This window comes from Candidatus Lernaella stagnicola, assembly GCA_030765525.1.
GTDB classification, from domain to species: domain Bacteria; phylum Lernaellota; class Lernaellaia; order Lernaellales; family Lernaellaceae; genus Lernaella; species Lernaella stagnicola.
This window is the reverse complement of the sequence record JAVCCK010000019.1, coordinates 56,217-81,319: the sequence shown is the minus strand read 5'-3', so window position 1 is coordinate 81,319 and position 25,103 is coordinate 56,217. Positions and strand designations below refer to the sequence as shown.

The following is a 25,103-nucleotide window of genomic DNA, read 5'->3' as shown; positions in this document are numbered from 1 at the left end:
GCGCTTCGAAGCGCGTAATCCAGACTACGAACATGCTGATGAGCATTTTGATCACATACCACACGCTCAGCACACCGCCGTGCATCGATTTGCCCGCCGGGTTGGCGCGCATGGTGATCGGTACTTCACGCACCCGCAGGCCGACTTTGTGCAGCATGATTCGCAGATCGGCGTCGGGGTAATCGGCCGGGAAACGGTCGCCGGAAAACAGCAGAATGCCGCGCCGCCCGACCGCCGCGAAGCCGGAGGTGACGTCGCTCATGTCCACACCCGTGAGCAACCGAGCCAATCCGCCGAACAGCGCGATACCCAGCCGCCGGGCCGCCGGCACTTCATACCCGCCGCCACCGGCCAGAAAGCGCGAGCCGATGGCCATGTCGACCTGTCCCTCGCACACCGGCGCCAGCAGTTTCGACGCTTCCTCGGGAGGGTGTTGGCCGTCGGCGTCCATTTGCAGCGCGAAGCGGTAACCGTGGTGGGCGGCGTATTTGTACGCGGTTTGCAGCGCCGCGCCGTAGCCGAGATTGAAAGGGTGTCGCACCACTGCGGCCCCGGCACGTATCGCTTCCCGGGCGGTGTCGTCGTGGCTGCCGTCGTCGACGACGAGCACGTCCCACGCCGGGTCGATGGCCCGCACTTGGGTGATAATCTCGGCGATGCGCGCCTGCTCGTTGAAGGCGGGCATAAGCACCAGGGTTTGCGACATCGATGTTGCTCCTTTGATCGCCCGCATCATGGCACAGGGCGCGAAGCGCGCTCAAGCCTATTGAGCAGGTAGGCCGGCGCGTGTACACTCGGCGCGCAACCAAGGAGACATTCCCGTGCGAATCAGCGTCATTACGCCATCCTACAATCAAGTTGCTTACCTCGAGCGCGCCTTGCGCAGCGTCCACGAGCAGGAGGGTCCGTTCGAGATCGAGCATTGGGTGATCGACGGCGGCAGCACCGACGGCACCGTCGAGATGTTGGAACGGTGGTCGGACAAGTTGCAGTACGTTTCCGAGGCCGACCGGGGGCAGTCGCACGCGCTCAACAAGGGCATCGAGCGGGCCACGGGGGAGATCATCTGCTGGCTCAACAGCGACGACCTGCTGCTGCCGGGGGCGCTGGCGGTCGTGGCGGACTTTTTCCGCACACACGCGCACGTTCGCTGGGCTTACGGACGCTGCCTGATTCTCGACGAGCACGACCGCGAGATCCGCAAGCCGATCACCTGGTACAAGAACCGGCTGGCGCGTCGTTATTCCTACACAAAGTTGCTGGTGGAGAATTACATCAGCCAGCAGGCCACGTTTTTCACGAAGGAACTGGTGGACGAGGCGGGCGGCATCGACGAGTCGCTCAAGTACGACATGGACTACGAACTGTGGCTGCGCTTCGGGCTGATTTGTGAGCCGGGGATTCTCGACGCTGATCTAGGCGCGTTTCGTTTTTATGCCGAATGCAAAACCGGGGGAGATATCGACCCGACGCTGCGCGCGGCGTATGAGATCGCCAAGAAATACGCGGTGAAAATCGACAAGCCGTGGTTGGCGGCGGTCAACTACGTCTGGTACTACAAGCGCACGAGTTGGATTTACCGTCTGCTGGCGTGAGCCGCGGATTACTTCTGCCGACGCTTCATCAACATTTTGCGCACGCCTTCCTGCACGACTTCGCTGTGCTGGTTGACCATTTTGCAACGAAAGTTGACGACGCCGCGGTCCGGCTTTTTGGATTCGCGTTTGGACTCCACTTCGAGTTCCAAGTGCAACGTGTCGCCGATGAACACGGGCCGGATGAAATCCCATTCCAGCCCCAAAAACGCGTGCATCGTATCTTCGGTGATGCCCAGACTCTGGTTAAGCCCGACCATCAGCGCGATGCCCAGCACGCCGTGCGCGACGCGGCGCCCGAAGATCGTCGTTTTTGCGTATTGTTCATTCGTGTGAAGTGGATTGTAGTCGCCCGAAATGCCGGCGAAGTTCACAACGTCGGTCTCGGTGATCGTGCGCCCCTTGCTGACGAAATGCATCCCCTCTTCGAAATCTTCGAAGAATAAACCACGCTGCATGAAGGCCTCCCGACTGTGTGTCGGTCGAGTATGAATATCTTTGCCGCAGCGTGTCAACCTGCTGTGCCACAGGTTTCGCTTGTAAAGGTGAATACGTTCTTGTACGTTTAACTTAACCTTCCGCAAAATCGGCCAATCTATAGGGTGAATTTTGTTACGCATTATCGCGATAGCGTGCTTGTCGCTTGGCGTCTGGTTGGTTTCCGTGCCGGCCGGCGGCAGCGAAAGCATTATCGGCGACCCCACGACACTCGGCAAAGCTTCGCTCATCGCCGACAACATTCTTGATGGGTACAACAAAGGCGACTACGCGCGAATGATGCGGGATTTCGGTGTCGAACTGAAAAAAGAGCTCACCGAAGAGAAACTCAAGCAGCTTTGCGAGAGCCAATTAAGGCTTACCAACGGCGCCTTCTTGATGAAAACGTGGCGCGGCACCAAGCCGTATCACGATTACGCTATAGTCAGTTTTCTCGTGACGTTCGAAAAGGGCAGTTGTTCGATGCGGCTCACGTTTCAAAACGATGATCCGACGCTTCGCGTAAAAGGATTGGTTTTCATCCCCGTCGAGAATAAATCGGCGACCAAAACCAACGGGGTGATTCACGATCGAACCAAGGGCGTTATTGACGAATTCTTCGCCGCTTACAACGACAAAGACAGCCGAGTTCTACAACGGCACTTCTCCAAACGAATGACGGTCTCCTTGCCGCCCGAGAAAATCTACAGCGTGGTGGAAACAGAGGCAAAAGGGAAAGTGACCGCCTACGAATTCAAGGCCGTGACCTTCAAGGGGGAGTTTGCCATCGTGCTGTACGAAGCCGAATTCGCCGACGGCACAAAAACTCAATTCCGCTTTGTGTTCGATAAAAAACACCCCGAGGAAATCGAGGGGCTCTGGTTCAAGTGCGCCCCGTGAGGCCTTTGGCCAGCCATTGAACGGGGTGCGCGACCGGCACCGACGAACCCCGGTAACGCACCAAATCACGCAGTTGCAGCAGGCAGCCGGTGCAATGGGACACGATCGCCGCCGGTTCCGCCTCCAGCATCGCGTCGACTTTCGGCAAGCCGATGCGGCGGGAAAGATCGGTGTGCTGCGCGCCGAACGTGCCGCCCATGCCGCAGCATTGTTCATCCAGCGCGGTCGGCAACTCGACGATTTCCGCCCCGGCCTCGCGCAACATGGGCGTGACGGCATCTCCCCCGCGCACCCCCCGCCGCGTATGACACGGCACATGCACCGCGAGCTTTACGCCGCTCAAGTCCACCGCGAGTTCCTGCCGCGCCAACCACACGAAAAACTCCTCCAGCGGCGTCTCGGCCCCTTCGCCAAGGTGCTCCTGCAAGTGCGCCGCGCACGAAGCGCAGGGCGTCAACACCGCCTCATACCCGTTGCCGGAAAACGCCTCGCGCCAAGCCGCGAAGCCGGCATCCGCGGCGTCGTCAGCGCCCAAACCCCATGCCGGTAGACCGCAGCAATTCTGCGCCGGGACGGCGGCCACGAGGTCGAGCGCGGCGAGAATGGCATCGATCGCATCACCGATTTCCGAGAGCAACCAGCCCGCCCCGCATCCGGCGAAGAGCGCCAGTTTGCGGTCGCCTTGGGCGCGGCGGCCGAGTTGACGCGCCAGGTAGGGATCGGCCGGCGGTGAAGGGAGTAGACGCCCGGCCGAGAGGTACGAATCGCCCAGGCGGCGACGCAGGCCGCTGTCTTCGGGCAAGCGGGCCAGCCACTTGTGCCACGTCGCGGCCAAGCGGGCGACTGTCGACAAACGGGAAGGATGCTTCGCCAATGTTTCGGCGACCAACCGCGGAATGCCCGCCGCATAACCGCTCTCGGCGCGGGCCCGCTGCATGAGGTGAGGAATATCCAGGTCCGCCTTGCAGACTTCCAGGCAGCGGCCGCACATCAAACATAGGGAAAAGGCCTCGCGGTCGGCGGCGGTGAAGCGTTCTTGCTGCCCGGTGTACTTGACGCGTGCGACGCGGCCGCGGGCGACGTCGCATTCGCGCAACGTTTCCATGAAGATGGGGCACACCGCGCGGCATGCGCCGCACAACACGCAGGCGTCGGGATCGACGCGCCGCTCGGTCAAGGGAATACTTTGCCGGGATTGAGAATGTTGAGCGGGTCGAACGCCCGTTTGAGGCGCTTTTGCAGGTCGATGAGCGCGGCGGCTTGTTCCCACGGGACGAAGGCGCGTTTGGCGATACCCACGCCGTGTTCGCCGCTGAGCGTGCCGCCCAGTTCGAGCACCAGCCGCAGCATTTGCTCGCGGGCCTGCTGGGCGTTGTAACTCTCGGTCGTGTCTTTCGGGTCGTAGGGAAAATTGACGTGCACGTTGCCGTCGCCCGCGTGGCCGTAGCAGGCATACAGCACGTGGTTTTCGGCCGCGATGCGCGTCACGCCTTCAAACAGCTCGACCAAACGCGTGGTCGGCACGGCAACGTCATCGGCCATTTTCTGGGGGCGAATCTCATACATCGCGGGGCTGATCGCCCGCCGCGCAGCCCACAAATCTTCGGCTTCGCTCTCATCGGCGGCACGCCGCACCCAGGTCGCCGCCGTGTCCGCCAGCAAGGCGGTAAGCGTTTCGGTTTCGCGGTCCACGGTTGCGACGTCGCCGTCGACCTGCAACAGCAACGCGGCATGTTCGGGTGGAATCAGGTCGCCGATATGCGCCCGCACGACGTCGATCGTGGTGGCATCCATCAACTCCATCGCCGCAGGCGTGACCGGGCATCGCAGTACGGCAAGCACGGCGTCGCCGGCCTGCCTCAACTGGCGGAACACGGCCAGCAGTGTCTGTTTGGCGGCGGGTTTCGGCACGAGCTTCAACGTCAGGCCGGTGATCACGCCCAGGGTGCCTTCACTGCCGACGAACAGGCGCGTCAGGTCGTACCCGACCACGCCTTTGCGCGTCCGCGTACCCGTGTGAATCAATTGGCCATCGGCAAGCACCACGTCGAGACCTTGAACCCAATCGGCCGTGACGCCGTACTTGACCGCCCGCAAGCCGCCCGCGTTGGTCGCCGCGTTTCCACCCAGTGTCGACGTCTCGCGGCTGGCCGGGTCCGGGCCGTAAAACAGCCCTTGTTCTTCCACCGCGTTTTGAAAGTCGGCCAACAGCAATCCGGGCTCGACATCAGCCAGCAGGTTGTCGCCGTCGATCTGAAGGAGGCGGTTCATGCGGGATAGATCAAGAACAACCGCCGTGCTTTCCGGCACCGCGCCGCCGGCGGTTCCCGTACCCGCACCGCGCGCGATCAGCGCGACGCTCCGCTGGGCGCAGGCCTGCACAATTTCCTGCACCTGGACTGCGGTACTCGGCAGGGCGACGGCGACGGGCGGGCGTCCCTTCACCTTGGCGTCGGTGGCGTAGGCTGATCGATCGCCCGGGTTGGTCAAGACGTTGTCGGCACCAACGATGCGTTCCAGGTCTTTGAAGGGCAACAAGAGCTACTCCGCCAGGAACGACGCGAAGCGTTCCGCAAGTTCGCGGTCGCGCTCGACCGGAACCATGTGACCGGTTTGCGGCAGGGTGACAAGTTGCGCGTCACCAATGTTTTCCGCCAAAAAGGTCGTGTATTTCGACTGGATCATGCGGTCGAGTTCGCCGGCGACCACGAGGGTTTTTGCGGTAATGGACGCTAGGCGGTCGGCGCCGTTCCAGTCGCGACAAGCGGCCAGGTCGTCGCGGATCACCACGGGATCGCCTTGGGCAAAGGGCGTCATGGCCTGGTTGACGAGCAGCGCCGGCGCGTCGGGACCAAACCCCCATTCCTTGAACAGAGTCGTGACCGCTTCGTGCTGATCGGGCAGCAGATCCAACAAGATCGGTGCCACCGGAATTCGCGCGCCGGTGGCCACGAGAAAAAGGTGCGTCACGCGGCTTGGCTCCCGTGCGGCGAGTACTTGGCTGATCGCGCCGCCCATACTGTGACCGGCGAGCGCGACAGCGGGCCAGCCTTGCGCCGTGATCAACGCCGACACCGCCGTTGCATATTCCTCGATATCGGCGCGGCCCGGCAGCGGCGATTGGCCGTGTCCCGGAAGGTCGACCAGCACCAGCGGGTGATCGACCGCCGCGCGCTCCATGCGGCGGCAGACAAGGCCCCAAATCTCTTTCCGTCCCCCGGCGCCGTGCAGGAAGATTAGCGGCGTCCCCGCGCCGTCTTCCCGGAACATCCGCCAGGCGATTTGCCCGAATTCCGTATTTTCACGTCGTAACATGCTCGGACGGTAACCTTCCGGGCACAGCCGTTCAAGAGCTAAGTCATGCCGCCCGCGGCGCGCCGCCTACCCCTTGATATGCGCGCGGCTTTATTTCACCCTGCTAGCAACCGTCTTTAGGCAACTGAACCAAAAACCGTGAAGGGAGCTGACCATGGCTCTGAAGCGAATCGGCATACTGACCGGCGGCGGCGATTGTGCGGGCCTCAATGCTGTAATCCGGGCCATCACCAAATGCGCCATGTCGCGCTACGGAACGACTGTGGTCGGAATACGTGACGGTTTCGAGGGCCTGCTCGGCGAACCGCGCACCCTCAGCCTCACGCCCAGCATGGTCAAAGGTTTGCTGTATCGCGGCGGCACGATTTTGGGCAGTTCCAACAAAGGCGACCCCTTCAACTACAAAATGGTTGCCGGCGATCGCGTTACGACCATCGACCGCAGCGACGAAGCGTTGCAGAACATTCGCAACCTCGAACTCGACGCCCTGTTCGTCATCGGCGGCGACGGTACCAACGCTATCGGTTACGGCTTCTTCCAACGCGGCGTGCCGGTCATCGGTATTCCAAAGACCATCGACAACGATTTGGGCGCCACCGACGTCACCTTTGGTTTCGACACCGCCGTCAACGTCGTGTGCGACGCTATCGACCGCCTGCAAACCACCGCGGAGAGCCATCACCGCGTGATGATTGTCGAGACCATGGGCCGCAACGCGGGATGGATCGCCCTGCAAGCCGGGCTCGCGGGCGGGGCCGACGTGATTCTCATCCCCGAAATCTCGTGGTCCGTTGAAAGCGTGGCGAAGGCCGTTCATGCCCGCCGAAAGATGGGGCGAAATTTTACGATCATCTGCGTGGCCGAAGGCGCCACGCCGGTCGACAAGGAACAGGTCATCAAGCGCATCGTCAAGGACAGTTCCGAGACCATACGCCTCGGCGGCATCGCGCACCAACTCTGCGAATGGCTCACTCCGTTCGATGTGGGTGAGTGTCGCGGCACCGAGATGGGGCACGTACAACGCGGCGGTACGGCTACCGCGTTCGACCGCAACTTGTGCACCCGCATGGGCGCCTACGCCGTGCACGTGGCGGCGCGCGGCGATTTCGGCAAGATGGTCGTGCTGCGCAACAGCCAGGTGGCCACCGAGGATATCTACGAGGCCATCAAGAAAATCCGCCTGGTCGAACCCGACAGCGATTGGGTCGCGGCGGCGCGCGACACCGGCGTGTGCTTCGGCGACGAGTAACGCCGCCGTCTGTTGACCGTCACAAGCGCGGCGGTTAGCATCCCGTTCAAACAGCCGAAGGAGACGCCTTGAGCGGAGCGACGACTACCCATACCAACCGCCAAAAATGGATCGCCATGGCGCTGACCGCCGCCGTTTTTCTGGCGCTTGTCGGCTTCTACTTTCGGACGGCAAGTCACTTTTATCCGAAGTATTGGGTAGACGATGCGGCGATCAGCTTCACTTTCGCGCGGCATCTCGCCGAGGGATACGGCTCGGTGGCTTATCCCGGCGGCGAGCGGGTAGAGGGCTTTTCGAATCCGACATGGGTCGGGCTATTGGCCGTCGCGCATGCCTTCGGCGCCGATATCTTCCCGTGGTCGCAACACCTCGCGCTGGCCTGCGCCCTACTGATTTTCCTGCTGCTGATCTACTACGCGAAATCGCCCGCGCCGGGTGACCGAAGTCCCTGGCCGGTGGCGCTGGCCGCGTTTTTATTGGCCGGAAACGCCGGGTTCGCCATTTGGAATCAATCGGGCATGGAAAACGCCCTGTACGGATTCCTGTTGACCGCCGGCATGATGCTCGTGATTCGTGAAGCCCGCGATCCCGACGCGAAACCCTGGTCGGCGCCGGTGCTGGTGCTGCTGGCGATTACGCGACCCGAGGCGGTGGCTCATCTGGGCATCGCCGGGCTCTTTTTGCTCGTGAGCGATCTGTTCGAACACCGGCGGCCCACGCGACGCTTTTTCCTGTGGGTGGGCGCTGCGGCCGGGCTTTTTGCCGCCTATCACGTGTGGCACTACATCTATTATGCCCGTCCGTTCCCCAACACCTACTACGCCAAGGTGCGACCCGGTGTCGCCGAGCATTTATTTTCGCTGCGATCGCGCGGCTGGAAATACGTGTTCACGTATCTGCAAGCGTACGGCTACACCCCGTTGCTGGTTTTGACGTTGCCCGCGTTTGCCCGACGCCGTCTCTGGCGCGAGGCGACATACTTCGCGCTCACCGGGATGTTTCTGCTCTTTTTCCCGATCTACGCCAACGGCGATTGGATGAAATCCTGGCGCTTCCTGTCGAATTTCCCGATCCCGCTTGCGCTGCTGCTGGGTCTGGCGGCGTTCAACATGGCGTACTGGGTACGCAAGCCGGCGAGTCGCTTTCTGTCGGCCAAGTGGGCCACGGTTGCGGTCACGATCCTGGCCGTACTCTGGACGGTCGTTCCCATTGCGCTGATTGACGGCGGTTCGCGGGCCGAGTTGGCGTTGTTTCTCGACGACCGGGAAGTGTCGGCGAAAGGCATCGCCCGTCGGGTGCGTTGGTGGAACGGCATCGCGAAGAAGGTCGCGGTGCGCCCCCACGACGCGTTGATGACCGACATGGATATGGGCGGCACGACCTACAACTGGGACGGCCGCATCATGGATATCGGCTACTTGCTCAGCGTCCCGATGGCGACCCATCGCTACACGCCGCAGTGGCGCGCGATGATGAACGAACACTACTTCCGCGAAATGCGGCCGGAGTTCATCCACCAGCGCCGCGGTTGGGGACGGGCGACGACGATCCCCACCAACCCGAAATTCAAGAAACAGTACTTGCAGCTTCCCGACGACCGCCGTTTTTCGAGATCGTTTCCCAACGGCAACTTCGTGCGGCGGGATCTGTTTGAGTTTGACCGCCTGCCCGAGCAACGCTTCGCCACGGCGCTGAAGTTTCCCGGCGGGCTGCGACTCCACAACATCGAAGTGCCCGAAGCGGTGTACCCGCGATCGAAAGTGCCGCTGTTTCTCTGGTGGAGCCGCGGCGAAGAGGCGCCGCCGAAGTGCGAGTTTGCGATCGGCCGCGCACGGCCCGGGGAAGAGCCGCGCATGAAAGACCACAAGGCGTTGATGGGCTGGCTGCCCACGTCGAGTTGGCCCGAGGACAAGTTCTTGCGGGAAGTCGTTTGGTTCGAGACGCCGCGCTCGGAATACAACTTCGAAATGGTTGTCGCGGTACAGTGCCGCGGCCACGAAACGGTGGTCGAAAAGGTGCCGGTGTCGCTGAACGTCAATCGCCGCTCCGCCGACAAACGGGTTGAATCGCTCGTCGGGCAGGCGATGGAGGCGGCCAAGCAAAACGCCGTCACCGCCGACCGCGCCCCATTACCGCTCCGGCGTGCGGAGTACATCGCGGGCGAAAAAAGGTTGGCGAAACAGCGGCGGGCGGTGGAAAAGCAGCGGCAGAAAACCTACCTCAAAGTCGCCGCGCAGGCCTTCGGTGAGACGAATTATGAAGCCGCAGCGTTGGCGCTGGCCAAGTGCCGCCGCCTCGAACCGCGCGATGACCGCTATCGGAATCTGGCTTGGCAGACGGCCAAGAAGCTGTACGAAACGGGCCGCGCTCACCAGTTGCGGGAAGAGTACGACGAAGCGTACGCGGCCTTCGACCTGGCATGCAAAGCCCAGCCGCAGCACGCGTGGGCGCGGCGTCGCGCCGAAGAAGTGCGCATGAAACGTGATTAGCGACCCATCGCGGCGTTATTCGTAGTAATAGATCTCCAACCCGCGCTCGATAAGCTCGCTCAGGAAGGGATCGGGTTTCTCAAGAATCCGTTCGGCGGAATATACGCCCCCCGGCGCCTTGTTGAATTTTCCCTTATACAGCCACCAAGCGGCCTGCACCGTCGGCACCGCGGTCAGCAGGGCAATATGGCCGATGTAGGTGTAATAGCGATACACCGCCTTGCCGCCTTCGACGCCGTACACATCGATGCGTCCCACCGATTTGTCCAAGCCGCCCCCCGCGAACCATCCTTCGATGCGATGGAAGAAATTCGCCGCTTTGCGCCGCCGTTCGTGGGTGGAAAACATGCCGGTGTTGGACATCGTCTTGACCAACCTGGGAATGTACGGCGGTTGCACGCCGCCGTGCACCGTGGCCTCTTCCAGACCCGGCAGGTTGCGCGGCAGGCTGACCGACTCCGCGTGGCCGGTGTAATACACCGGCAGCCAACCCATGGGGTAGGGGAACTCGACCATTTTGCGGCCTTCGCCCGTGTTGACCGGCCCTTCCTTGCCGCGGAAAGTCTGCAGCGTGGTGCCGGTGAAAATATGGAACAAGTGCATGAGGTTCGTCGCGCCGACGTTCTCGTTGCTGCCCGCGGCCCAATTCACATTGATGCGCCGGCATTTTTCCATGCTGTTGTATCCCTTGCGGGCCAGCATTTGGGTGATGCCGGGGCTGTTGCCGAAACCGGTGAGGATTTTCACTTTTTTCTCGCGCGCCATCTCGTCCAACTTGACCACTTCCAGATACGAGTCGTAATCGTCGGCGATCGACACGTAGGGCGTGCCGGCGGCGATGCACGCTTCGGCGCAATGAGCCTCGGTTTTGTAGAAAGGACCCGCGAAGCCCAGCACGACGTCGTACTTCGCCGCTTCGGCCACCAACCATTCGCGGTCGAACAGATCGTGATCCACCACGTCGGTCGCGTAAGCAAGGTTCAGCTTGCGGATTGCTTCCTTGGCTTTGGGAACATTGAGATCGTCGATGGTCACCTGGGTGACGGCTTCGGGATCGCGGTTGAGTTCGCGCAGCGCTTCGAGCGCCATATCGCCGGCGCCGCCCAGTAGCAAGACTTTCATGATGCACCTCCACACGTGATCAAGTGAAAAAGCGACGCTATGCTAACGCCGACTTGACCGTTTGAAAAGCGGATCTCAACAAGAGCGGAAGAAAAATGTTAAGATAAAAATATGAACACATTCACTCTCCATACGCGCGCCGCGTCGTCCGCCTGCCGACTATGCGTGATCGCGCCGCTTTTGTTGCTCGCCCTGCTGTTGATCACCGCCCACGGCGCCGCAGCCGAAAAGCCACCGGAGAAAGAAGGCGGCGCCCTGTACGTCGCCAATTTGCTCTACGGCGCGGAAACGATCTACGTGGCCTGCGGCGATGACACGTTCTCGCTGGCGCCCGGAAAAACCGGCCGGTGCCCGCGACCGGCAGACGATGAGATCCGCCTCGGAACGACGCCGACGTCCCTGGGGCCGTTGCAGGTTGCCACGGAGGGCAACTTCATCGTGGAGCTTTCCGGACCGCCCGCCGATTACGTCTTGCAGGGTGCGGTCGAGCAACTTCGCGGCCTGACGCCGAGTCGGCAAAGCGTGTTCGTGTACGTCTGGCACTTGGGAGAGCAGCCATGAAGCGGGGCTGGAAACTTCTTTTGCTGCTGCTTCTGATCGTCGCGGCTTTCGGTTGCGGCGACGACGACGATGACGCCGGCCCCGACAGCGAAGGCGATGACGATGATGATGACGACAACAACGACAATGACGATAACAACGACGACAATGACGATGACGACAACGATGACACCACGCCCGCGCCGCCGCCGGAGTTTGTGAACCCCGACTTGCCGATCAACACCTTTCACATCGGTGCGACGCACAACACCTTCATTTGGCGCGGTTTGCAGGGCGTCGCGTCGCTCGTGGCCAGCATGGGGCCGCTCGACACGCTGCTGAAGCACCAGGTGTTTCTGGAGTTGGACGTCAAAAGCCTGACCCCCGAGGGCGACTTTGTCATCAACCACAGCAACCTGACCGGCGAAATTTACCTTTCGAGCGTGCTGCGCAACCTGCGTTGGTGGTCGGACACCAAGCCGAATCATCCGCCGGTCGTCATCGGTTTTCAGTGGGACGCGGGCGCGTCGCCGGAGGCCATGGCCGCGCTGGAAAACCTACTCGACGAGTTTCTCATCGGGCCGTCGCCGCTGAGCGAAACCGGTCCGCTTTATTCCTTTGCCGATTGGCTGGACGAGCGCCTGGCCGCCTTGCCGCCGGAAACCGCCGCGGCGATTGGCGACTTGCCGCCGCGTGACATCGCTCGCGTTCTCGGTCACCCGACCGTCCGTGAATTGGAAGGTCGCGTGATGTTGGAGGTCGGCGGCGCGCTGTGGGACCTGCAACCCGCCTTCTTTCTCATGAGCGGCGACGGGCAGATCGACAACAACCCGGCCGGACGCCTCGATGAGATCGACCGCATTTCCGCCATTCGCGCCGCACAACGTCTGACGCGGATGTACGCGGAAAGCCCCCTCGGTTTCAATTTCGATTTCGCCGCCGCCGTGGCCAACGGCGTGTCCAACAGCGCCCTGAACCACCAGTGGACGTCCGGCTCGTCGCCCGGCGTGTATTTCTTCGCCGATGAACACCACGCCGGTTTCGCGCCCGACGGCACCGTCAACACGATCCCGGAAGTGCCCGCGCGGTTGGGGCCGCACGTGGTGGCGGTCGGCTTTGGCGCGCCCGTTGCCGGGCAGGTCGAACTTGACGCGGCCTTCGACGCCGAACTGGGTATCGTCGATCCGCCGCTGACGGTGTTTTCGCTGGCCGTACGCGGGGTCGACGGCGGTGCGGTGACCGACCTGGCCGTGGCGGGCGACCACACGATTTTGCTCGAACGCACCGAGCCGTCGTACTTCGTGGTGGTGGCCGTCCCGGCCGACGCGACCACGGCGACGATACAGCTTTCGGTGGACGGCGACGCGGCGGGATACGTCGCCTACCTCACCGGGCCGACGTTAACTGACGTGAGTGGTGATCCGGCGACGGGTGTCGGTACGGCGGGCTGGGTGTCGACCAAAACCGCCTTGCTGGGCTTGGCCCCGACCGGGGCGTGCGCGGCATTGGGGCCGGGCGGCGAGCGCCTATACGGAACCTGGAACGGCGCTGCGTGCGACGTCGTCGACCATCAGGCCGTGTGGATCGAAGTCGGCTGGTAATCTACTCGGCAGCCGCCCAGCGCTGCACCAAATTCAACACTGCGCAAACCGACACCGCCATCACGCGGGTGGAGACCCACTCGCGCGGGCCGTGGAAATTGACGCCGCCGTTGAAGATGTTGGGCGTCGGCAACCCCATGGCCGTCAGGCCGGAGCCGTCGGTGCCGCCGCGCACGGGAACGACGTTCGCCTCGACGCCCGCGTCGCGCAGCGCGGCCAACAGGTGTTCGCGAATCTGCGGGTGCTTTTTAAGTTCGTCGGCCATGTTGCGGTACTGGAATTTGATATCCACCTGCGTTTTCAGGCGCGGTTCCTCGGCGGCGATACGGTCCACCAACTCGCGCAACCGCTTGCCGCGATCTTCGAGTTCGTCGTTGTCGAACGAACGCAGAATCAACTCCACGGTCGCCTCGGCGGCATTGCCGCGAATTTCCGTGGGATGGAAAAATCCTTCCCGTCCTTCGGTGGCTTCCGGCGCTTCGTCGCTGGGCAGTTGATCGAGGAATTTACCCAGGTAGCGCAACGCGTTGACCATCTTTCCCTTGGCGAAGCCGGGGTGAACCGCTACGCCCGTGAACGTCACCTCGGCCCCGTCGGCGCTGAAGGTCTCGAAATTGATTTCGCCGGCGAAGCTGCCGTCCAGGGTGTAGGCGCAGTAGGCGTTGAAGCCTTTTATGTCGAAGTGTTTCGCGCCGCGGCCAATTTCTTCGTCGGGCGTGAAGGCGATGCGCAAGGTGGGGCACGGAATACTCTCGTCGGCCTTCAAGGTTTCCAGTGCGGCGAGAATCACGGCGATGCCCGCCTTGTCGTCGGCGCCCAGCAAGGTGTCGCCCGAGGCGGTGACGATCGTGTCACCGACGCACTGGCTCAGTTCGGCGTTTTCTTGCGGCGTCAGCATGAGCCCGTCGGCAATGGCGATCTCGCCGCCGTCGTAGTTCTCGTGCAGTTGCGGCTTGACGCCCGTGCCGGAGAAATCCGTCGCCGTATCCACATGCGCCAGCAGGCCGATGACCGGCGCGTCGGGCTTGTTGCCGGGGAAGGTGGCGTACAGATAGCCCTTGTCGTCCAAGTGGATTTCCGTGCACCCCACGTCGGCCAGCTTTTTCTCCAGCACGCGCTGCAGGTCAAGCTGCTTGGCCGAGGACGGCGTCGTCTCGCTTTTGTTGTCGGACTGCGTGTCGATCTGAACGAATTCAAGGAACCAGTCGACTAGGTGAGTGGCGTCCAGAATGGCTTGGGAATCGTTAAAAGCGTGCACGGCAGACCTCCTTCTAATCGTCGCGGTCGGAGCGCTCGATCATCGCGTAGGCGTTGTGATTGTGAATGGATTCGAAATTCTCCACTTCGACGCTGTACCAGGTGATACGCTGGTCGGCGTCGAGGACTTGGGCGACGTTGCGCACCACGTCTTCCACGAAAACGGGATTCCGAAATGCCTGCTCGGTGACGAACTTTTCGTCTTCGCGCTTGAGCAGCGAATACACGGCGCTCGAAGCCGAGTTCTCGGCGATCTCGATAATCTCCTCGATCCACACCATGTCGCGGAAACGAAAACCGATGGTGACGAAGCCGCGCTGGTTGTGCGCGCCGTAGGCGGAAATCTCCTTCGAGCAGGGGCAAAGCGTCGAGACGGGCACCGTCACAGCGATGGAAACTTTCCGCTCGCCGTTTCGAATCTCGCCCACGACGCGGCAGGTGTATTCCATCATGCCCGGCGCTTGCGTGACCGGCGCCTTCTTCTCGATGAAATAGGGGAACTCCACCTCGAGATGGGCCGCTTCGGCATGGAGCCGGTCGCGGATGGCTTCGAGCAGGTCGCCGAACTGATCGATGGAAATCTCGCCGCGGCTTTCATTGAGCAGCTCGATAAAGCGGCTCATGTGCGTGCCTTTGAATTGGTGCGGCAGATTCACGTACATGTTGAACGACCCGATCGTGTGCTGTATGCCCTTGGCGCGGTCGAGCAGGCTGATCGGATAGCGCAGATCCTTGACGCCGACTTTGTCGATGGAAATGTTGCGATCGTCGCTTTGGCTGGCCACGTCGGCCATATCGGGTTTGCTCATCGAAATCACTCTTGCCCGGCGCTTCTCCGGGCGGAAGTCAGGGTGTTTTTCATCAACATCGTAATCGTCATCGGGCCGACACCGCCGGGCACGGGCGTGATTTTCCCCGCCACTTCGACGGCCGCCTCAAAATCAACGTCGCCGGCCAATTTCGCCTTACCCGACGCCGTCGTGCCGACACGGTTGACGCCCACGTCGATGACCGTCGCGCCCGGCTTGATCCAATCGCCGCCTACCGCCCCGGGGCGTCCGGCCGCGACGATGAGAATATCCGCCCGCCGCGTATGGGCCGCCAAGTCGCGCGTTCGCGTGTGGCAGATGGTCACCGTTGCGTTGGCGCGCGGCGATTTTTGGGCGAGCATGATCGCCACCGGTTTACCCACGATGTTCGACCGGCCCACGACAACCACTTCGGCCCCCTCGGTGACGGTGCCCGATCGGACGATGAGTTCCTGAATGCCGGCGGGCGTGCAGGGCGGGAAGATCGCTTCGCCGATCATCAACCGGCCGACGTTGACGGGGTGAAAACCGTCGACGTCCTTGTCCGGATCGATGGCGAAAATCACCTTGCTCTCATCGATGTGCTTAGGCAGCGGCAATTGCACGAGGATGCCGTGCAGCGCGGGGTCGGCGTTGAGTTCGGCCACCAGCGCGAGCAGTTCGCGTTCCGTGACCGTGGCGGGCAGGTGGTGATGCACCGAGTACATGCCCAACTGTTCGCACGTGCGGGTTTTGCCTTTCACGTACGACACCGAGGCCGGGTCTTCGCCGACCAAAACCGTGGCGAGGCCGGGCGTGATGCCGTGCTCGTTTTTCAGTTGCGCCACATCGGCCGCGATTTCCTCGCGAATGGACGCCGCCACCTCTTTGCCGCTGATGATTTCGGCCGGCATGATTCCTCCATGCCTTGTCGCGCTTTTCTTGCCGCGTGTGAGGGCTGTTTTATAGCACGAAAACGCCGCTGCTTGTAGACGGCGGGACGGCCGATACCGTCGTTTTCGACAATCCTTGTTATTTCTTGCTTTAGGATTAACTTTCACTACAAGTTGAATTATTCTGGATTATCTAATGATAAACCAAACTGAGCCGAGAATGGATTACTAAACGTTCTTCAGAGGTGAGGAGCTTGACCATGGCTACGAAAAGTAAGGCGACGAGCGCGAAGAAAAAGGTCGTAAAGAAAAAGGTTGTGAAGAAGAAGGTCGTGAAGAAGAAGGCCGCTATGCGGGCCGAGATCAATGGTGATTTCGGAATACAGCGCGACGTGCTGGTTATCGGCGTGGGGACCATCGGCGAGCCCCTCACGCGACTGCTCCTGGAGCACCGCGAAGACTTGGATATCGGCGACGTGTACTTCGCCAAGTTCAACCCGACCGACCTGGGCACCGTCAAGCTCCTGCAGCAAGCAGGCGGCAAGTTCGTCATCTGGAAGGAAACCGAAGCCCACTTCGAACACGTGTTTCGTTACCACGGCTTGTCGATCGACGGCACCATCGAGGACACCTTCAAGAAAGTCTGCGTCGTGGCCGACTGCACCAATCGGGGCAACGCGCTCAAGGAAGATTACTACTCGCGGCTGCGGTATCCGATCGGCTTTCTGGCGCAGGGCAGCGAGGAAGAATTCGGTCACCCCTTCGCCTACGGCGTGAACGATGAAACCTTGGTGCCGGGCGAACACAAATTCATCCAGGTGGTCTCGTGCAACACGCACAATATTCTCTCGTTGCTGCGCGTCGCCGAGGCGGTGGGCGGCGAAATCGTGGCGAGCGATTTCGTGTTGATGCGCCGCATGAACGACATCAGCCAGACCGGCAAGGCGATTCCGTCGCCGAGTGTCGACCAGGTCCGCGGCAAATATCCCGGCTACGGCAGCCACCAGGCCTTCGACGCCGCGCGCGTCGTGCGGACCAAGGGCGTCGAATTGCATGGCCGCATTCACTCGACGGCGCTCAAGCTCGACAACCAACTGATGCACCTGAACCGCTTTCGCGTGCGATTCAAAAAGAAGATCACGCGGCCCGAATTCGTCGAAGCGGTCAACGCGGATCGCTTGTTGTCACTGAGCTATCTGCGCGACATGAATCTCGTGTTCTCCAAAGGCCGCGACCACGGCTTCCACGGCCGAATTTTCAATCAGTCGGTGATAATTCACGACTCCATCGAAGTGTCACCCGACGGACGCGAGGTGTTCGGCGCGTGTTTCACGCCGCAAGACGGCAACAGTCTGTTAACTTCCGTGGCGACGATCGCCTGGTTCTACAATCCGTATACGTACCAGGAAAAGATGAAGTTGTTCTACGAGTACTTGGATCGTTTTCACGTCATTTACGCGTAGAAACGCGCTGCGTCGATCGGCCGAACCGGTTTGACGCGGAGCGCGGATGTGATAGCATTTTCTTAAGGGTCGGCCATACGACGGGAGGATCGTCGTGTTGGAGCTGGCCTTTCGTTGTCGATACGGATCATTGTCGCCGTTCGACACACGCATGAGGGGCTGGTCGCCTGTCCCCACCAACCTGATTTCACCACCGAGATTCACGCGGGATTTTCTAAAAGCGGGCCATCGATAGAGCGGAATTGTGATCGGAGCAATCGGAACGTCACGCTTGCCATGACGTGAGATGCGTGACGGCGGATTTCTACGCAGGCCAGAAGGAGCATGGCGCGATGTTTTTCCCGCCCATTCATGCCGTGGGACCCACGATCCTCGCGTTGGGTCCGCTGCCGTGCGCCGTGTTGCCGCCCGCGCAACCCGCGCCGCGTGTTCTATTGATCGAACAGGACACGCCGTTTCGAACCACGATGCTAGGCTGCTTAGCCGAAGAGTGCATGGCTGTGGATATTGCCGCCGACGAGGCAGGGGGCTTGGCGTTGTTCAATCCGACCCGCCACGCAATCGTCATCATGAACCTGCTGATTCCCGCTTGCGGCTGCTTGAAGATACTGCGCCGTTTGCGTAAGCGCGGAGAGCATACCGTGCTGCTTGCAGTATCGCCGGCCGGCGCCCCCGAACTTGCCGGCGCGGCGTTTTTGGCCGGCGCCTTCGATGTCATCCCGAAACCGTGCTCGGTCGATTACGTCAAAGCCATTGTCCGTAAGGCGCTCGAGCACCGCCGACTCGAACTGCGTCTCTTAGAGCTGGAACGCCTCGTGTCGGACACAAAAAAAGACGACGGTTTCGTTTGAAACCGCCGCCCGCGTTTAGTCATGAAGCCGGGCGCTTCGTGTTTATTTCTTTAGGCGTCGTTCGGGAAGCCCGTGTAGGTCCGGTTCGGACCCGCTTCGATGGCAGCGTTCAAGATCGCATCGGCGTCGGCAGCCGGTGTTTCCTGGAAAGCCCGCGGAGCTTTGTTCATGAATTCAACGATGTTGGCGCTGGTGTTGGCCTCATCGGAGACGTAATTCTGGTCGCCTTCGGCTTCGTAGAAGGGGTCAGAGGGGTAAAATCCGGCGAAAGCGGTGAAAGCGAAAGCCAACACGAACACGGCGGCCAGAAGGATTGTTTTCTTTTTCATTGTTCTTTCCTTTATTTTCTGGTTTTTAGCGACGAACCATTTCTTGCGACTACAATACGATAGTCGAGCCCTGGGCGAAGAACTTACGGCCGCCGATAAACAAAAGTAGTTTGGCTCATTTTCTTCGCTTTGGTGACTTTTCGGCGCTCTGATGAACCCGATGGCTACTTTTTGCATGGAGAATGGCAGATTTTCGTTACCAAGCAGTGGTTTTTTGGTATAAGGATAGCGACGGGCATCGCCGATGCCGCGCTTATTTGCACGGCCGTGTGATCGACGGATAAACTGTTAATTCAACATGTTATGTGGCGCTGTCGCCGTCCGTGGGGTAGTTCGTCCGGGCGTAGCTCACGTGTTGAAAGCGCCTGCCGAATTGGTGTAAAATATGCATCGGTTGTAGAGCGAATTCTCGGTATTCGAACTTTGGTGAGTCGGATTGGACAAATGAAGCGTTTGGCACCCTCCAAAACCGTTTTTCTTTTCGCGTTGGTATTGCTGTTGCTGGCCGCCGCGTGCGGCGAAGAATCCCACGGCGATCACGACAACGCGGCCGAGGCGGGCGACGACGACGCCGCGGGCGTGGGTGACGACGACACCGAGGCGGGCGATGGCGAGTATTATCTGTCCTTCGACCTCACGCCCGGCTCGCGCAACGTGCCTTTCCCGTCGATCATCTTTATGCGTGAATCGAATTCGGCCCCGTCGGGGTACCGGCTTAATACTACTGGACAAATCACGACTTTTCTCGACCCGGTGTTCGAGGCTGCGGGCCTTTTCCTGACCGATATGCTTAAAATGGACGGTTTCGGAGTTACGGCCCCCGTGTGGTTCCATGCCCAGACGCCGCCGAACCCGGCCTACTTGCGCGGTACCGAGATTCCCAACCGCGATGATGCGGTACTCTGCGCTGTCCTGGAAGACGAAAACCACCCCCAACACGGCAAGTTGTGGCCGCTTAAGGTTACTTACCTGTCCGACGTGCAGGTGATCCAGGCCGTGCCGTACCTGCCGTTTGCCGAGAACACGACCTATATGTGCATCGTGCAGAACACCCTTTGCACCGAATTTTGCGATGAATATACGGTCCCCGACCACTTGCAGTACATTATGTCGCCGATACCCGACCCCAGCCACGAAGAATATGACATTCTCGAACCGTATCGCCGCAATCTGGCGCCTTATTTCCAGGAATTCTACGATCAATACGGCCTGAGCCGTAGCCAATTGGCCAGCGCCACGGTGTTCCGGACGCAATGGGTCTCCCACGACCTGACGAGTATTCGCCATCAGCAAAATGAATGGGCGGCCGTTGAACCGCCGAAAATCAGCGGCTGGCGACGTGTGGACACGAAAGACACCCCCGGCGTCGACTCGGTGTGGGAAACGACGTATCAAACCGTCAATTGGCGACACACCGGCACCTTCCGCACCGATGAAAACGGCAACCCGATGCCTGCCGATTGGGAAAAGGTCACGCTGCGCCTGACGCTGCCCAAAGAAACCGAAGAATTCAGCGCTCCGTTTCCGGTTGTGCTCTTCGGACACGGCCTGTTGGGCGACCGCATCCGCAGCACGCCGATTTACGAAACGCTGGCGCGAAATGGTTTCGCCACCGTGGCGATCGATTGGACCTTCCACGGCGACCGCGGGCCGGTGCTGAGTGTCCTACCCGAATTCTTAGGTCTCGTCGGGCGTTTCCTGGCCTTCACACCTGTGCTTTCGCCCCAACGTATGCGCGACAACTACCGCCAGGGAGTGGCCGACATGATGTGGCTGAAGCACGTCGTGCAGCAGTTCGACCGGCTTGACCTGGCCCCCTCGGTCAGCGACGGCGACCAGCGGCCGGATCTAGACGTCGAGACGATCATGTTCGCCGGTATTTCGATGGGCGCGGCGCACGGTACGATCCTCGCGGCTGTCGAGCCCGACATCGATACTTACTGTCTGATGTCGGCCGCCGCGAATTGGCGTAGCTCAGTACTCGACGGCAACATGGACGGCTTCATGGTCGGGGTGATCAGCGCCTTGTTGGATTTCTTCGAATATACATTCCAATTCGAGTATGAAAGCGAAGTCGCGCTGTTCTACCAACTCCAATTAGCCGTGGGGGAAGCGGGAGATCCTTTCGCCTACTCGGCGCATGTGCTGGATGATCCATTCTTCGAACGGCAGAGCGATATCAATTTGCTGCACATGATGCCCGCCGCCGACAATATCACCGGCGCACTGGGGGAGGCGGAACTGGCCCGATCGGTCGGTACGACGCTGATGCGACCCTACGTGTGGCGCATCGATGACATCATGGTCGCCGATACACCCTTCGAAGGGCCGGCGACCTTCCAATACGACACGGACAACCACGTGTTCATGCGCACGCCGGAAGCGGATTTCTTCACCGAAGGGCACCGGCAAATGGGTGCATTCTTCCGAACCGCCTACCAGAAAGGGCGGGCGACGGTGATCAATCCGCTCAACAGGGATTAGTTCGACAGTTCGCTGGTCTCCGGCGCAGGTTCGGCCTCGGCCTCGACCACCCCGTAGTGCATCTCATACACTTCGTGAATGATCGGCACGTTGTTGTGATCCAAGCCACCAACGCCGCGCATGAAACCGTAAGCCCAGTGGCGGCTGCCGGAGGCGAAGTGGAACGAAGCGACGCCCGCCACGATCTTCATGTGTCCCCAGAGATCCAAGGCATCCAGTGAATTGGAATCCATGGCGTGGAAGGCGTCGTGAGCCGCTTCGTCGCGCCGCGTGGTGCCGCTTTTCAACGTGATCAACTGTGCGAAATCGCTTTGCAGTTGCCGGAAGAAATACACGCCGTTGATCGGCTCGCCGCTCACCGGGTCGTAATTCGGGTTGACCGCGTCCTCTTCGGCGACGATTACCGTTTGCGGAATCGAGGAGTCAATGAGCGACGCCCAGTCGCTGGGCTGCGGTCCGGGAATGCCCATCTCCACCCACCAACCGCCGGCGTTGCTCACGTCGCGCATGGCTTCGTAAATACACGCTTCGGGATCCGGCCATAGATTCAGCGGATCCAGGCTCGTGGTCAACGCCGTGGCCAACGCCGCCACACGCCCGCCCATGCTGTAACCGCCGAAAACGATGTGTTCGGGGTCCGCCGCGCCGAGGCGTACGGCTTCGCGCGCCGCTTGCAAGTACGTCATGACGTTATTGAGGATGTTGTGCTCGGAGAAATTGATCGGCACTTCCATGTTCGGGTAGATCACCAGGTAGCCCTTGCTCGCCTGGCGGTAGAAAATCTCTTGTTGGCCTTCGGGATGGTAGGCCGTGAGCATACCGTGACCCCAAACGATCGTCGGGAAGGGGGCGCTGTTGTGCGCGCCGCCTTTCGGAATATAGAAATACGCGGTTTGCCCGCTGCGGCCGCCCGTTTTCTCGTTCGGCAGGTCGATAACCCGCACTTCGACTTCGTAAGGACCGTATTCCATTGCCGGGTTATCGCCCATCGGCAGCGTATAGATACCGTCGCCGTGGTCGTTGTCGATGTTTTCGTTGCTTTGGTCGCCGGGTTGGTCGTCATCGTCGCCGGGCTGATCATCGTCGTCAGCGGGGCCCGCGGCGTCGACCGGGGAGATCGACGCGTCATCGTTGCCGCCTTCGTCGCGGTCGGAAAGCGAACCGCCGCAACCGAAGACAAACAATAAAGCTACAACTGCGGTGATAAATACAAAGATATGTTGGCGTAGCCGTGTCATATGATCTGGTTCCCTTTCCTCACGTTGTTTGACCCGACTACGCGAATGAATGACCATTCAGTTCGTGTAAACAATAAGTCTTTCCGTTCCAATCCACAAGGCCTATTCGTAATAGTTCTTATTGGGACAATTCAACAAGAAGAGGTTATGGGTCAGAAGAAATTCACGTAACGAACGCCGGTCACGACAAACCAGAGCCCAAATCCGATCAACGCCACGCCGCAAAAAGCCAGCAATCCTCGATAGAAGCGATCGCCCATCAAGCGCTTTCCCTTTGTTAGTCCGACGCTGATAAGCGAATACCACACCAAATCGGCCAAAATATGGCCCAAGAAAAAGACCACGACCCCAATCACGCCGAATTCCAACCCAATGACGATGTAAGAAAAGCCGATCGTCGCCCACCAGAGGGTCCAGTAAGGGTTTGAAATCGAAGCTAAAATTCCTGATACGATCGGATGCAGGCGCTTCTCCGGTACCGCCGATTCCGGCTCGAGCGAAAGGTGCGGCGCCGAACGCAGCATCGCCTGGCCCATCCAAAACAACATCCCGCCGCCGGCCAGGGCAATCAGGCCGATGACGAGCTCGTTTTGCAGAAACGACGCCAAACCAAGCGCTATCGCGGCGACCAAGCCGCCTTCCAACATGGCGTGCCCCAACACCATCAACGGCCCGGTCCATGCACCGCGACGGGGGGTTTCGGCGAGGGTCACCGTAAGTAGTGGACCCGGCATGATCGCGCCGGAAAATCCGATCACGAAGGAAGTGAAAAATAAGCCCGCCAGCTTGAGCACCAGTTCCATGACGTTCTCGCTACGTCGCCGTAAAAGTGAATCGGCCGCCGCACATCGTTCGCAGCACCCGCAGGTCGGCAATGTGCTCGGGAGGAACGGCGGTCGGATTTTGGTCCAGCACGACCAGGTCGGCGCGCTTGCCCGGCGTGATGCTTCCCTTGACTCGCTCCTCGCCCTGCAGATACGCCGCGTCGATCGTGTACATGCGAATCGCTTCGGCGGCCGTCAGGCCTTGTTGCGTTTGAAAACCTTCCCGGGTCACGCAGCAAGACAGGGCGCCCAGCACGTCGATGGATTCCACCGGGGCATCCGAAGCGCCGGCCACGCGCACGCCCGCGTCGACCAAGGCCCGCAGCGGATAGACCCATCGGGCGCGTTCGGGTCCGAGGCATTTTTCCAGCCAGTGCTTTTCCGAATGAATGAACATCGGCTGAGTTGAAACCAAGACGCCCAGCCGCGCCATTCGGGCGATCAATTCCGGATTCAGCAGCGAGGCGTGCTCGATGCGGTGACGCGCGTCAGGTCGCGGATGTTCGCGCTGCAGTTTCTCGATGACGTCCAAACATAGCGCCACCGCGCGGTCGCCGATGGCGTGCGCCGCGATTTGCAGGCCGCCGACGTGGGCCAAACGCATGCGGCCGACGATTTCCTCTTCGTCGCACAGCAGAAAGCCGCTTCGCTCGGGCGCGTCGGCGAAGGGCTCGGTCATGTACGCCGTGCGCGAACCGAGGGTGCCGTCCACGATGATCTTGAGTGCGCCGAGGTAGTGCCCGCCGCGCTCTTCCCGGTGCAACGGCGACTGCCGCGCGACTTCGATCTTCGCGAGCGAATCGGCAAAAAGCAGGCCGTAAACGTTTAGCGGCGCCGCCTCGCCAAGCAGCATGGAAAGGCCCATCACGTCCATCGCCCCGGCTTCCCCGGCCGGGCCGTAATCGTCGGTTTGCAGCACCGCGCCGATCGACGTGATGCCCGCCGCCGCCAAGCGACCGAAGGTGTGCCGCGCCCCCTCGACCAGCGATTCGACCGCCGGAAGGGGCGCGCCGGCCTTAGCTATCGTGGCGGCATTTTCCCGGAAGGGTCCCGCGGGAAAGCCCGACGGCTCGCGGTCGATCCGCCCTCCCGGTGGGTCGGGGGTCTCGGCGGTGACGCCGCAGCGGCTGATGGCCTCGGTGTTGGCGATCACGGTGTGTCCGTCATGCTTGATCAGCAGCACCGGCCGGTCGGGGCAGGCGACATCGAGATCGTGGCGGGTCGGCAGGCGGGGTTCGTCCAGGTTCGCTTCGTCGAAGTCGAGGCCGACGATCCACTCGTCCGGTCCCTTTTCGGCCGCGATGACGCGCAGCTTGTCCTGCACCTCGGCCATCGTGCCCGCGCCGCGCAGGTTAAGGTTCATGTCGTAATAGATCAGCACCGTGGGGTGCATATGCGTGTCGATAAAACCGGGCAGCAACGCCGCGCCCCGCAAATCGTGCGTCTCGTCAACGCGACCGAGCGCCCGGCGGCATTCGCTTTCGGACCCCACGGCGATGATGGTTTCATCGGCGATGGCGACCGCGACCGCGTGGGGCTGATGTTCGTCCACGTTGTAGACATCGGCGTTGTACAAGAGGTGATTCATGCTTTCTCCCGGCTGCGCCGCGATGAAACCATCATTGTAAGCTCGAACCGGCGGCGGTCAATGTTTTCTTGCGATACGGCGCGTGCTAGCTTACAGTCGT

The 25,103-nt window shown here is 61.0% G+C and carries 22 protein-coding genes; 9 read left to right on the top strand and 13 right to left on the bottom strand.

What is annotated here, in order from left to right:
- The coding region (locus P9L99_08745; protein MDP8223433.1) for a glycosyltransferase family 2 protein at window positions 1–706 on the bottom strand (706 nt) is incomplete at its 3' end.
- 115 nt (window positions 707–821) lie between these two features.
- Here P9L99_08745 and P9L99_08740 point away from each other — a divergent pair.
- Window positions 822–1,595 (top strand): glycosyltransferase family 2 protein, encoded by a 774-nt coding sequence (locus P9L99_08740; GenBank protein MDP8223432.1) that lies wholly within the window; start codon window positions 822–824, stop codon window positions 1,593–1,595.
- Between the two features lie 8 nt (window positions 1,596–1,603).
- Here P9L99_08740 and P9L99_08735 read toward each other — a convergent pair whose 3' ends face one another.
- Window positions 1,604–2,053: a MaoC/PaaZ C-terminal domain-containing protein gene (locus P9L99_08735; protein MDP8223431.1), complete on the bottom strand. Its 450-nt coding sequence runs from the start codon at window positions 2,051–2,053 to the stop codon at window positions 1,604–1,606.
- Window positions 2,054–2,204: 151 nt separating this feature from the next.
- Between P9L99_08735 and P9L99_08730 the strand changes: the two genes are divergently transcribed.
- Window positions 2,205–2,972 carry a hypothetical protein gene (locus P9L99_08730; protein ID MDP8223430.1) on the top strand — a complete coding sequence of 256 codons (768 nt, stop codon included), beginning with the start codon at window positions 2,205–2,207 and terminating at the stop codon, window positions 2,970–2,972.
- On the opposite strand, the gene P9L99_08725 is transcribed toward P9L99_08730, so the two are convergent.
- The 3 genes from P9L99_08725 to P9L99_08715 are packed head-to-tail and all read right to left on the bottom strand — an operon-like array spanning window position 2,956 to window position 6,287.
- Window positions 2,956–4,149 carry a (Fe-S)-binding protein gene (locus P9L99_08725; GenBank protein ID MDP8223429.1) on the bottom strand — a complete coding sequence of 398 codons (1,194 nt, stop codon included), beginning with the start codon at window positions 4,147–4,149 and terminating at the stop codon, window positions 2,956–2,958. The genes P9L99_08730 and P9L99_08725 overlap by 17 nt on opposite strands.
- Entirely contained in the window at window positions 4,146–5,510 is a 1,365-nt protein-coding gene (locus P9L99_08720; GenBank protein ID MDP8223428.1) for an FAD-linked oxidase C-terminal domain-containing protein, read from the bottom strand. The genes P9L99_08725 and P9L99_08720 overlap by 4 nt, the downstream gene beginning before the upstream one ends.
- A gap of 3 nt (window positions 5,511–5,513) precedes the next feature.
- Window positions 5,514–6,287 carry an alpha/beta hydrolase gene (locus P9L99_08715; GenBank protein ID MDP8223427.1) on the bottom strand — a complete coding sequence of 258 codons (774 nt, stop codon included), beginning with the start codon at window positions 6,285–6,287 and terminating at the stop codon, window positions 5,514–5,516.
- Window positions 6,288–6,441: 154 nt separating this feature from the next.
- On the opposite strand from P9L99_08715, the gene P9L99_08710 reads away from it, so the two are divergent.
- Complete coding sequence (locus tag P9L99_08710) at window positions 6,442–7,536, top strand: ATP-dependent 6-phosphofructokinase (GenBank protein ID MDP8223426.1); 1,095 nt, start codon at window positions 6,442–6,444, stop codon at window positions 7,534–7,536.
- Between the two features lie 68 nt (window positions 7,537–7,604).
- Window positions 7,605–10,025: a hypothetical protein gene (locus P9L99_08705; GenBank protein ID MDP8223425.1), complete on the top strand. Its 2,421-nt coding sequence runs from the start codon at window positions 7,605–7,607 to the stop codon at window positions 10,023–10,025.
- 15 nt (window positions 10,026–10,040) lie between these two features.
- On the opposite strand, the gene P9L99_08700 is transcribed toward P9L99_08705, so the two are convergent.
- Window positions 10,041–11,147: a saccharopine dehydrogenase NADP-binding domain-containing protein gene (locus P9L99_08700; protein ID MDP8223424.1), complete on the bottom strand. Its 1,107-nt coding sequence runs from the start codon at window positions 11,145–11,147 to the stop codon at window positions 10,041–10,043.
- A 111-nt stretch (window positions 11,148–11,258) separates the two neighbouring features.
- On the opposite strand from P9L99_08700, the gene P9L99_08695 reads away from it, so the two are divergent.
- Window positions 11,259–11,708: a hypothetical protein gene (locus P9L99_08695; GenBank protein MDP8223423.1), complete on the top strand. Its 450-nt coding sequence runs from the start codon at window positions 11,259–11,261 to the stop codon at window positions 11,706–11,708.
- Window positions 11,705–13,288, top strand: a complete 1,584-nt coding sequence (locus tag P9L99_08690) for a hypothetical protein (GenBank protein MDP8223422.1) — start codon at window positions 11,705–11,707, stop codon at window positions 13,286–13,288. The genes P9L99_08695 and P9L99_08690 overlap by 4 nt, the downstream gene beginning before the upstream one ends.
- Before the next feature lies 1 nt (window position 13,289).
- Here P9L99_08690 and pepT read toward each other — a convergent pair whose 3' ends face one another.
- From pepT to folD, 3 genes are read right to left on the bottom strand one after another with little or no spacing between them, the layout of a single operon-like run.
- Window positions 13,290–14,546, bottom strand: a complete 1,257-nt coding sequence (pepT, locus tag P9L99_08685) for a peptidase T (GenBank protein ID MDP8223421.1) — start codon at window positions 14,544–14,546, stop codon at window positions 13,290–13,292.
- 13 nt (window positions 14,547–14,559) lie between these two features.
- Window positions 14,560–15,354, bottom strand: a complete 795-nt coding sequence (folE2, locus tag P9L99_08680) for a GTP cyclohydrolase FolE2 (GenBank protein MDP8223420.1) — start codon at window positions 15,352–15,354, stop codon at window positions 14,560–14,562.
- A gap of 5 nt (window positions 15,355–15,359) precedes the next feature.
- Entirely contained in the window at window positions 15,360–16,247 is an 888-nt protein-coding gene (gene folD / locus P9L99_08675; GenBank protein ID MDP8223419.1) for a bifunctional methylenetetrahydrofolate dehydrogenase/methenyltetrahydrofolate cyclohydrolase FolD, read from the bottom strand.
- Between the two features lie 239 nt (window positions 16,248–16,486).
- Here folD and P9L99_08670 point away from each other — a divergent pair, with 239 nt between their 5' ends.
- Together P9L99_08670 and P9L99_08665 are read left to right on the top strand one after the other, a co-directional pair.
- A complete protein-coding gene (locus P9L99_08670) occupies window positions 16,487–17,689 on the top strand; it encodes a hypothetical protein (GenBank protein ID MDP8223418.1) in 1,203 nt (400 codons plus the stop codon).
- Between the two features lie 332 nt (window positions 17,690–18,021).
- The gene (locus P9L99_08665; protein MDP8223417.1) at window positions 18,022–18,540 is read left to right on the top strand and encodes a response regulator; all 519 of its coding nucleotides are present in this window, start codon (window positions 18,022–18,024) and stop codon (window positions 18,538–18,540) included.
- Between the two features lie 50 nt (window positions 18,541–18,590).
- Here P9L99_08665 and P9L99_08660 read toward each other — a convergent pair whose 3' ends face one another.
- The gene (locus tag P9L99_08660; protein MDP8223416.1) at window positions 18,591–18,869 is read right to left on the bottom strand and encodes a hypothetical protein; all 279 of its coding nucleotides are present in this window, start codon (window positions 18,867–18,869) and stop codon (window positions 18,591–18,593) included.
- Window positions 18,870–19,313: 444 nt separating this feature from the next.
- On the opposite strand from P9L99_08660, the gene P9L99_08655 reads away from it, so the two are divergent.
- Window positions 19,314–21,353, top strand: a complete 2,040-nt coding sequence (locus tag P9L99_08655) for a hypothetical protein (protein MDP8223415.1) — start codon at window positions 19,314–19,316, stop codon at window positions 21,351–21,353.
- Here the strand turns inward: P9L99_08655 and P9L99_08650 are convergent.
- From P9L99_08650 to P9L99_08640, 3 genes are all read right to left on the bottom strand, one after another.
- A complete protein-coding gene (locus P9L99_08650; GenBank protein MDP8223414.1) occupies window positions 21,350–22,591 on the bottom strand; it encodes a hypothetical protein in 1,242 nt (413 codons plus the stop codon). The genes P9L99_08655 and P9L99_08650 overlap by 4 nt on opposite strands.
- A gap of 152 nt (window positions 22,592–22,743) precedes the next feature.
- Window positions 22,744–23,394: a LysE family transporter gene (locus P9L99_08645; GenBank protein ID MDP8223413.1), complete on the bottom strand. Its 651-nt coding sequence runs from the start codon at window positions 23,392–23,394 to the stop codon at window positions 22,744–22,746.
- A 10-nt stretch (window positions 23,395–23,404) separates the two neighbouring features.
- Window positions 23,405–25,003, bottom strand: a complete 1,599-nt coding sequence (locus P9L99_08640; protein ID MDP8223412.1) for an amidohydrolase — start codon at window positions 25,001–25,003, stop codon at window positions 23,405–23,407.
- Window positions 25,004–25,103 lie beyond the last annotated feature (100 nt).

Bases quoted from the DNA above. Each gene is read 5' to 3' on its own strand.
- P9L99_08700 (MDP8223424.1), bottom strand. From the start codon at position 11,147: ATGAAAGTCTTGCTACTGGGCGGCGCCGGCGATATGGCGCTCGAAGCG.
- P9L99_08640 (MDP8223412.1), bottom strand. From the start codon at position 25,003: ATGAATCACCTCTTGTACAACGCCGATGTCTACAACGTGGACGAACAT.
- folE2 (MDP8223420.1), bottom strand. From the start codon at position 15,354: ATGAGCAAACCCGATATGGCCGACGTGGCCAGCCAAAGCGACGATCGC.
- P9L99_08710 (MDP8223426.1), top strand. From the start codon at position 6,442: ATGGCTCTGAAGCGAATCGGCATACTGACCGGCGGCGGCGATTGTGCG.
- P9L99_08655 (MDP8223415.1), top strand. From the start codon at position 19,314: ATGAAGCGTTTGGCACCCTCCAAAACCGTTTTTCTTTTCGCGTTGGTA.
- P9L99_08715 (MDP8223427.1), bottom strand. From the start codon at position 6,287: ATGTTACGACGTGAAAATACGGAATTCGGGCAAATCGCCTGGCGGATG.
- P9L99_08670 (MDP8223418.1), top strand. From the start codon at position 16,487: ATGGCTACGAAAAGTAAGGCGACGAGCGCGAAGAAAAAGGTCGTAAAG.
- P9L99_08735 (MDP8223431.1), bottom strand. From the start codon at position 2,053: ATGCAGCGTGGTTTATTCTTCGAAGATTTCGAAGAGGGGATGCATTTC.
- P9L99_08650 (MDP8223414.1), bottom strand. From the start codon at position 22,591: ATGACACGGCTACGCCAACATATCTTTGTATTTATCACCGCAGTTGTA.
- P9L99_08645 (MDP8223413.1), bottom strand. From the start codon at position 23,394: ATGGAACTGGTGCTCAAGCTGGCGGGCTTATTTTTCACTTCCTTCGTG.
- P9L99_08665 (MDP8223417.1), top strand. From the start codon at position 18,022: ATGTTTTTCCCGCCCATTCATGCCGTGGGACCCACGATCCTCGCGTTG.
- folD (MDP8223419.1), bottom strand. From the start codon at position 16,247: ATGCCGGCCGAAATCATCAGCGGCAAAGAGGTGGCGGCGTCCATTCGC.
- P9L99_08690 (MDP8223422.1), top strand. From the start codon at position 11,705: ATGAAGCGGGGCTGGAAACTTCTTTTGCTGCTGCTTCTGATCGTCGCG.
- P9L99_08660 (MDP8223416.1), bottom strand. From the start codon at position 18,869: ATGAAAAAGAAAACAATCCTTCTGGCCGCCGTGTTCGTGTTGGCTTTC.
- P9L99_08695 (MDP8223423.1), top strand. From the start codon at position 11,259: ATGAACACATTCACTCTCCATACGCGCGCCGCGTCGTCCGCCTGCCGA.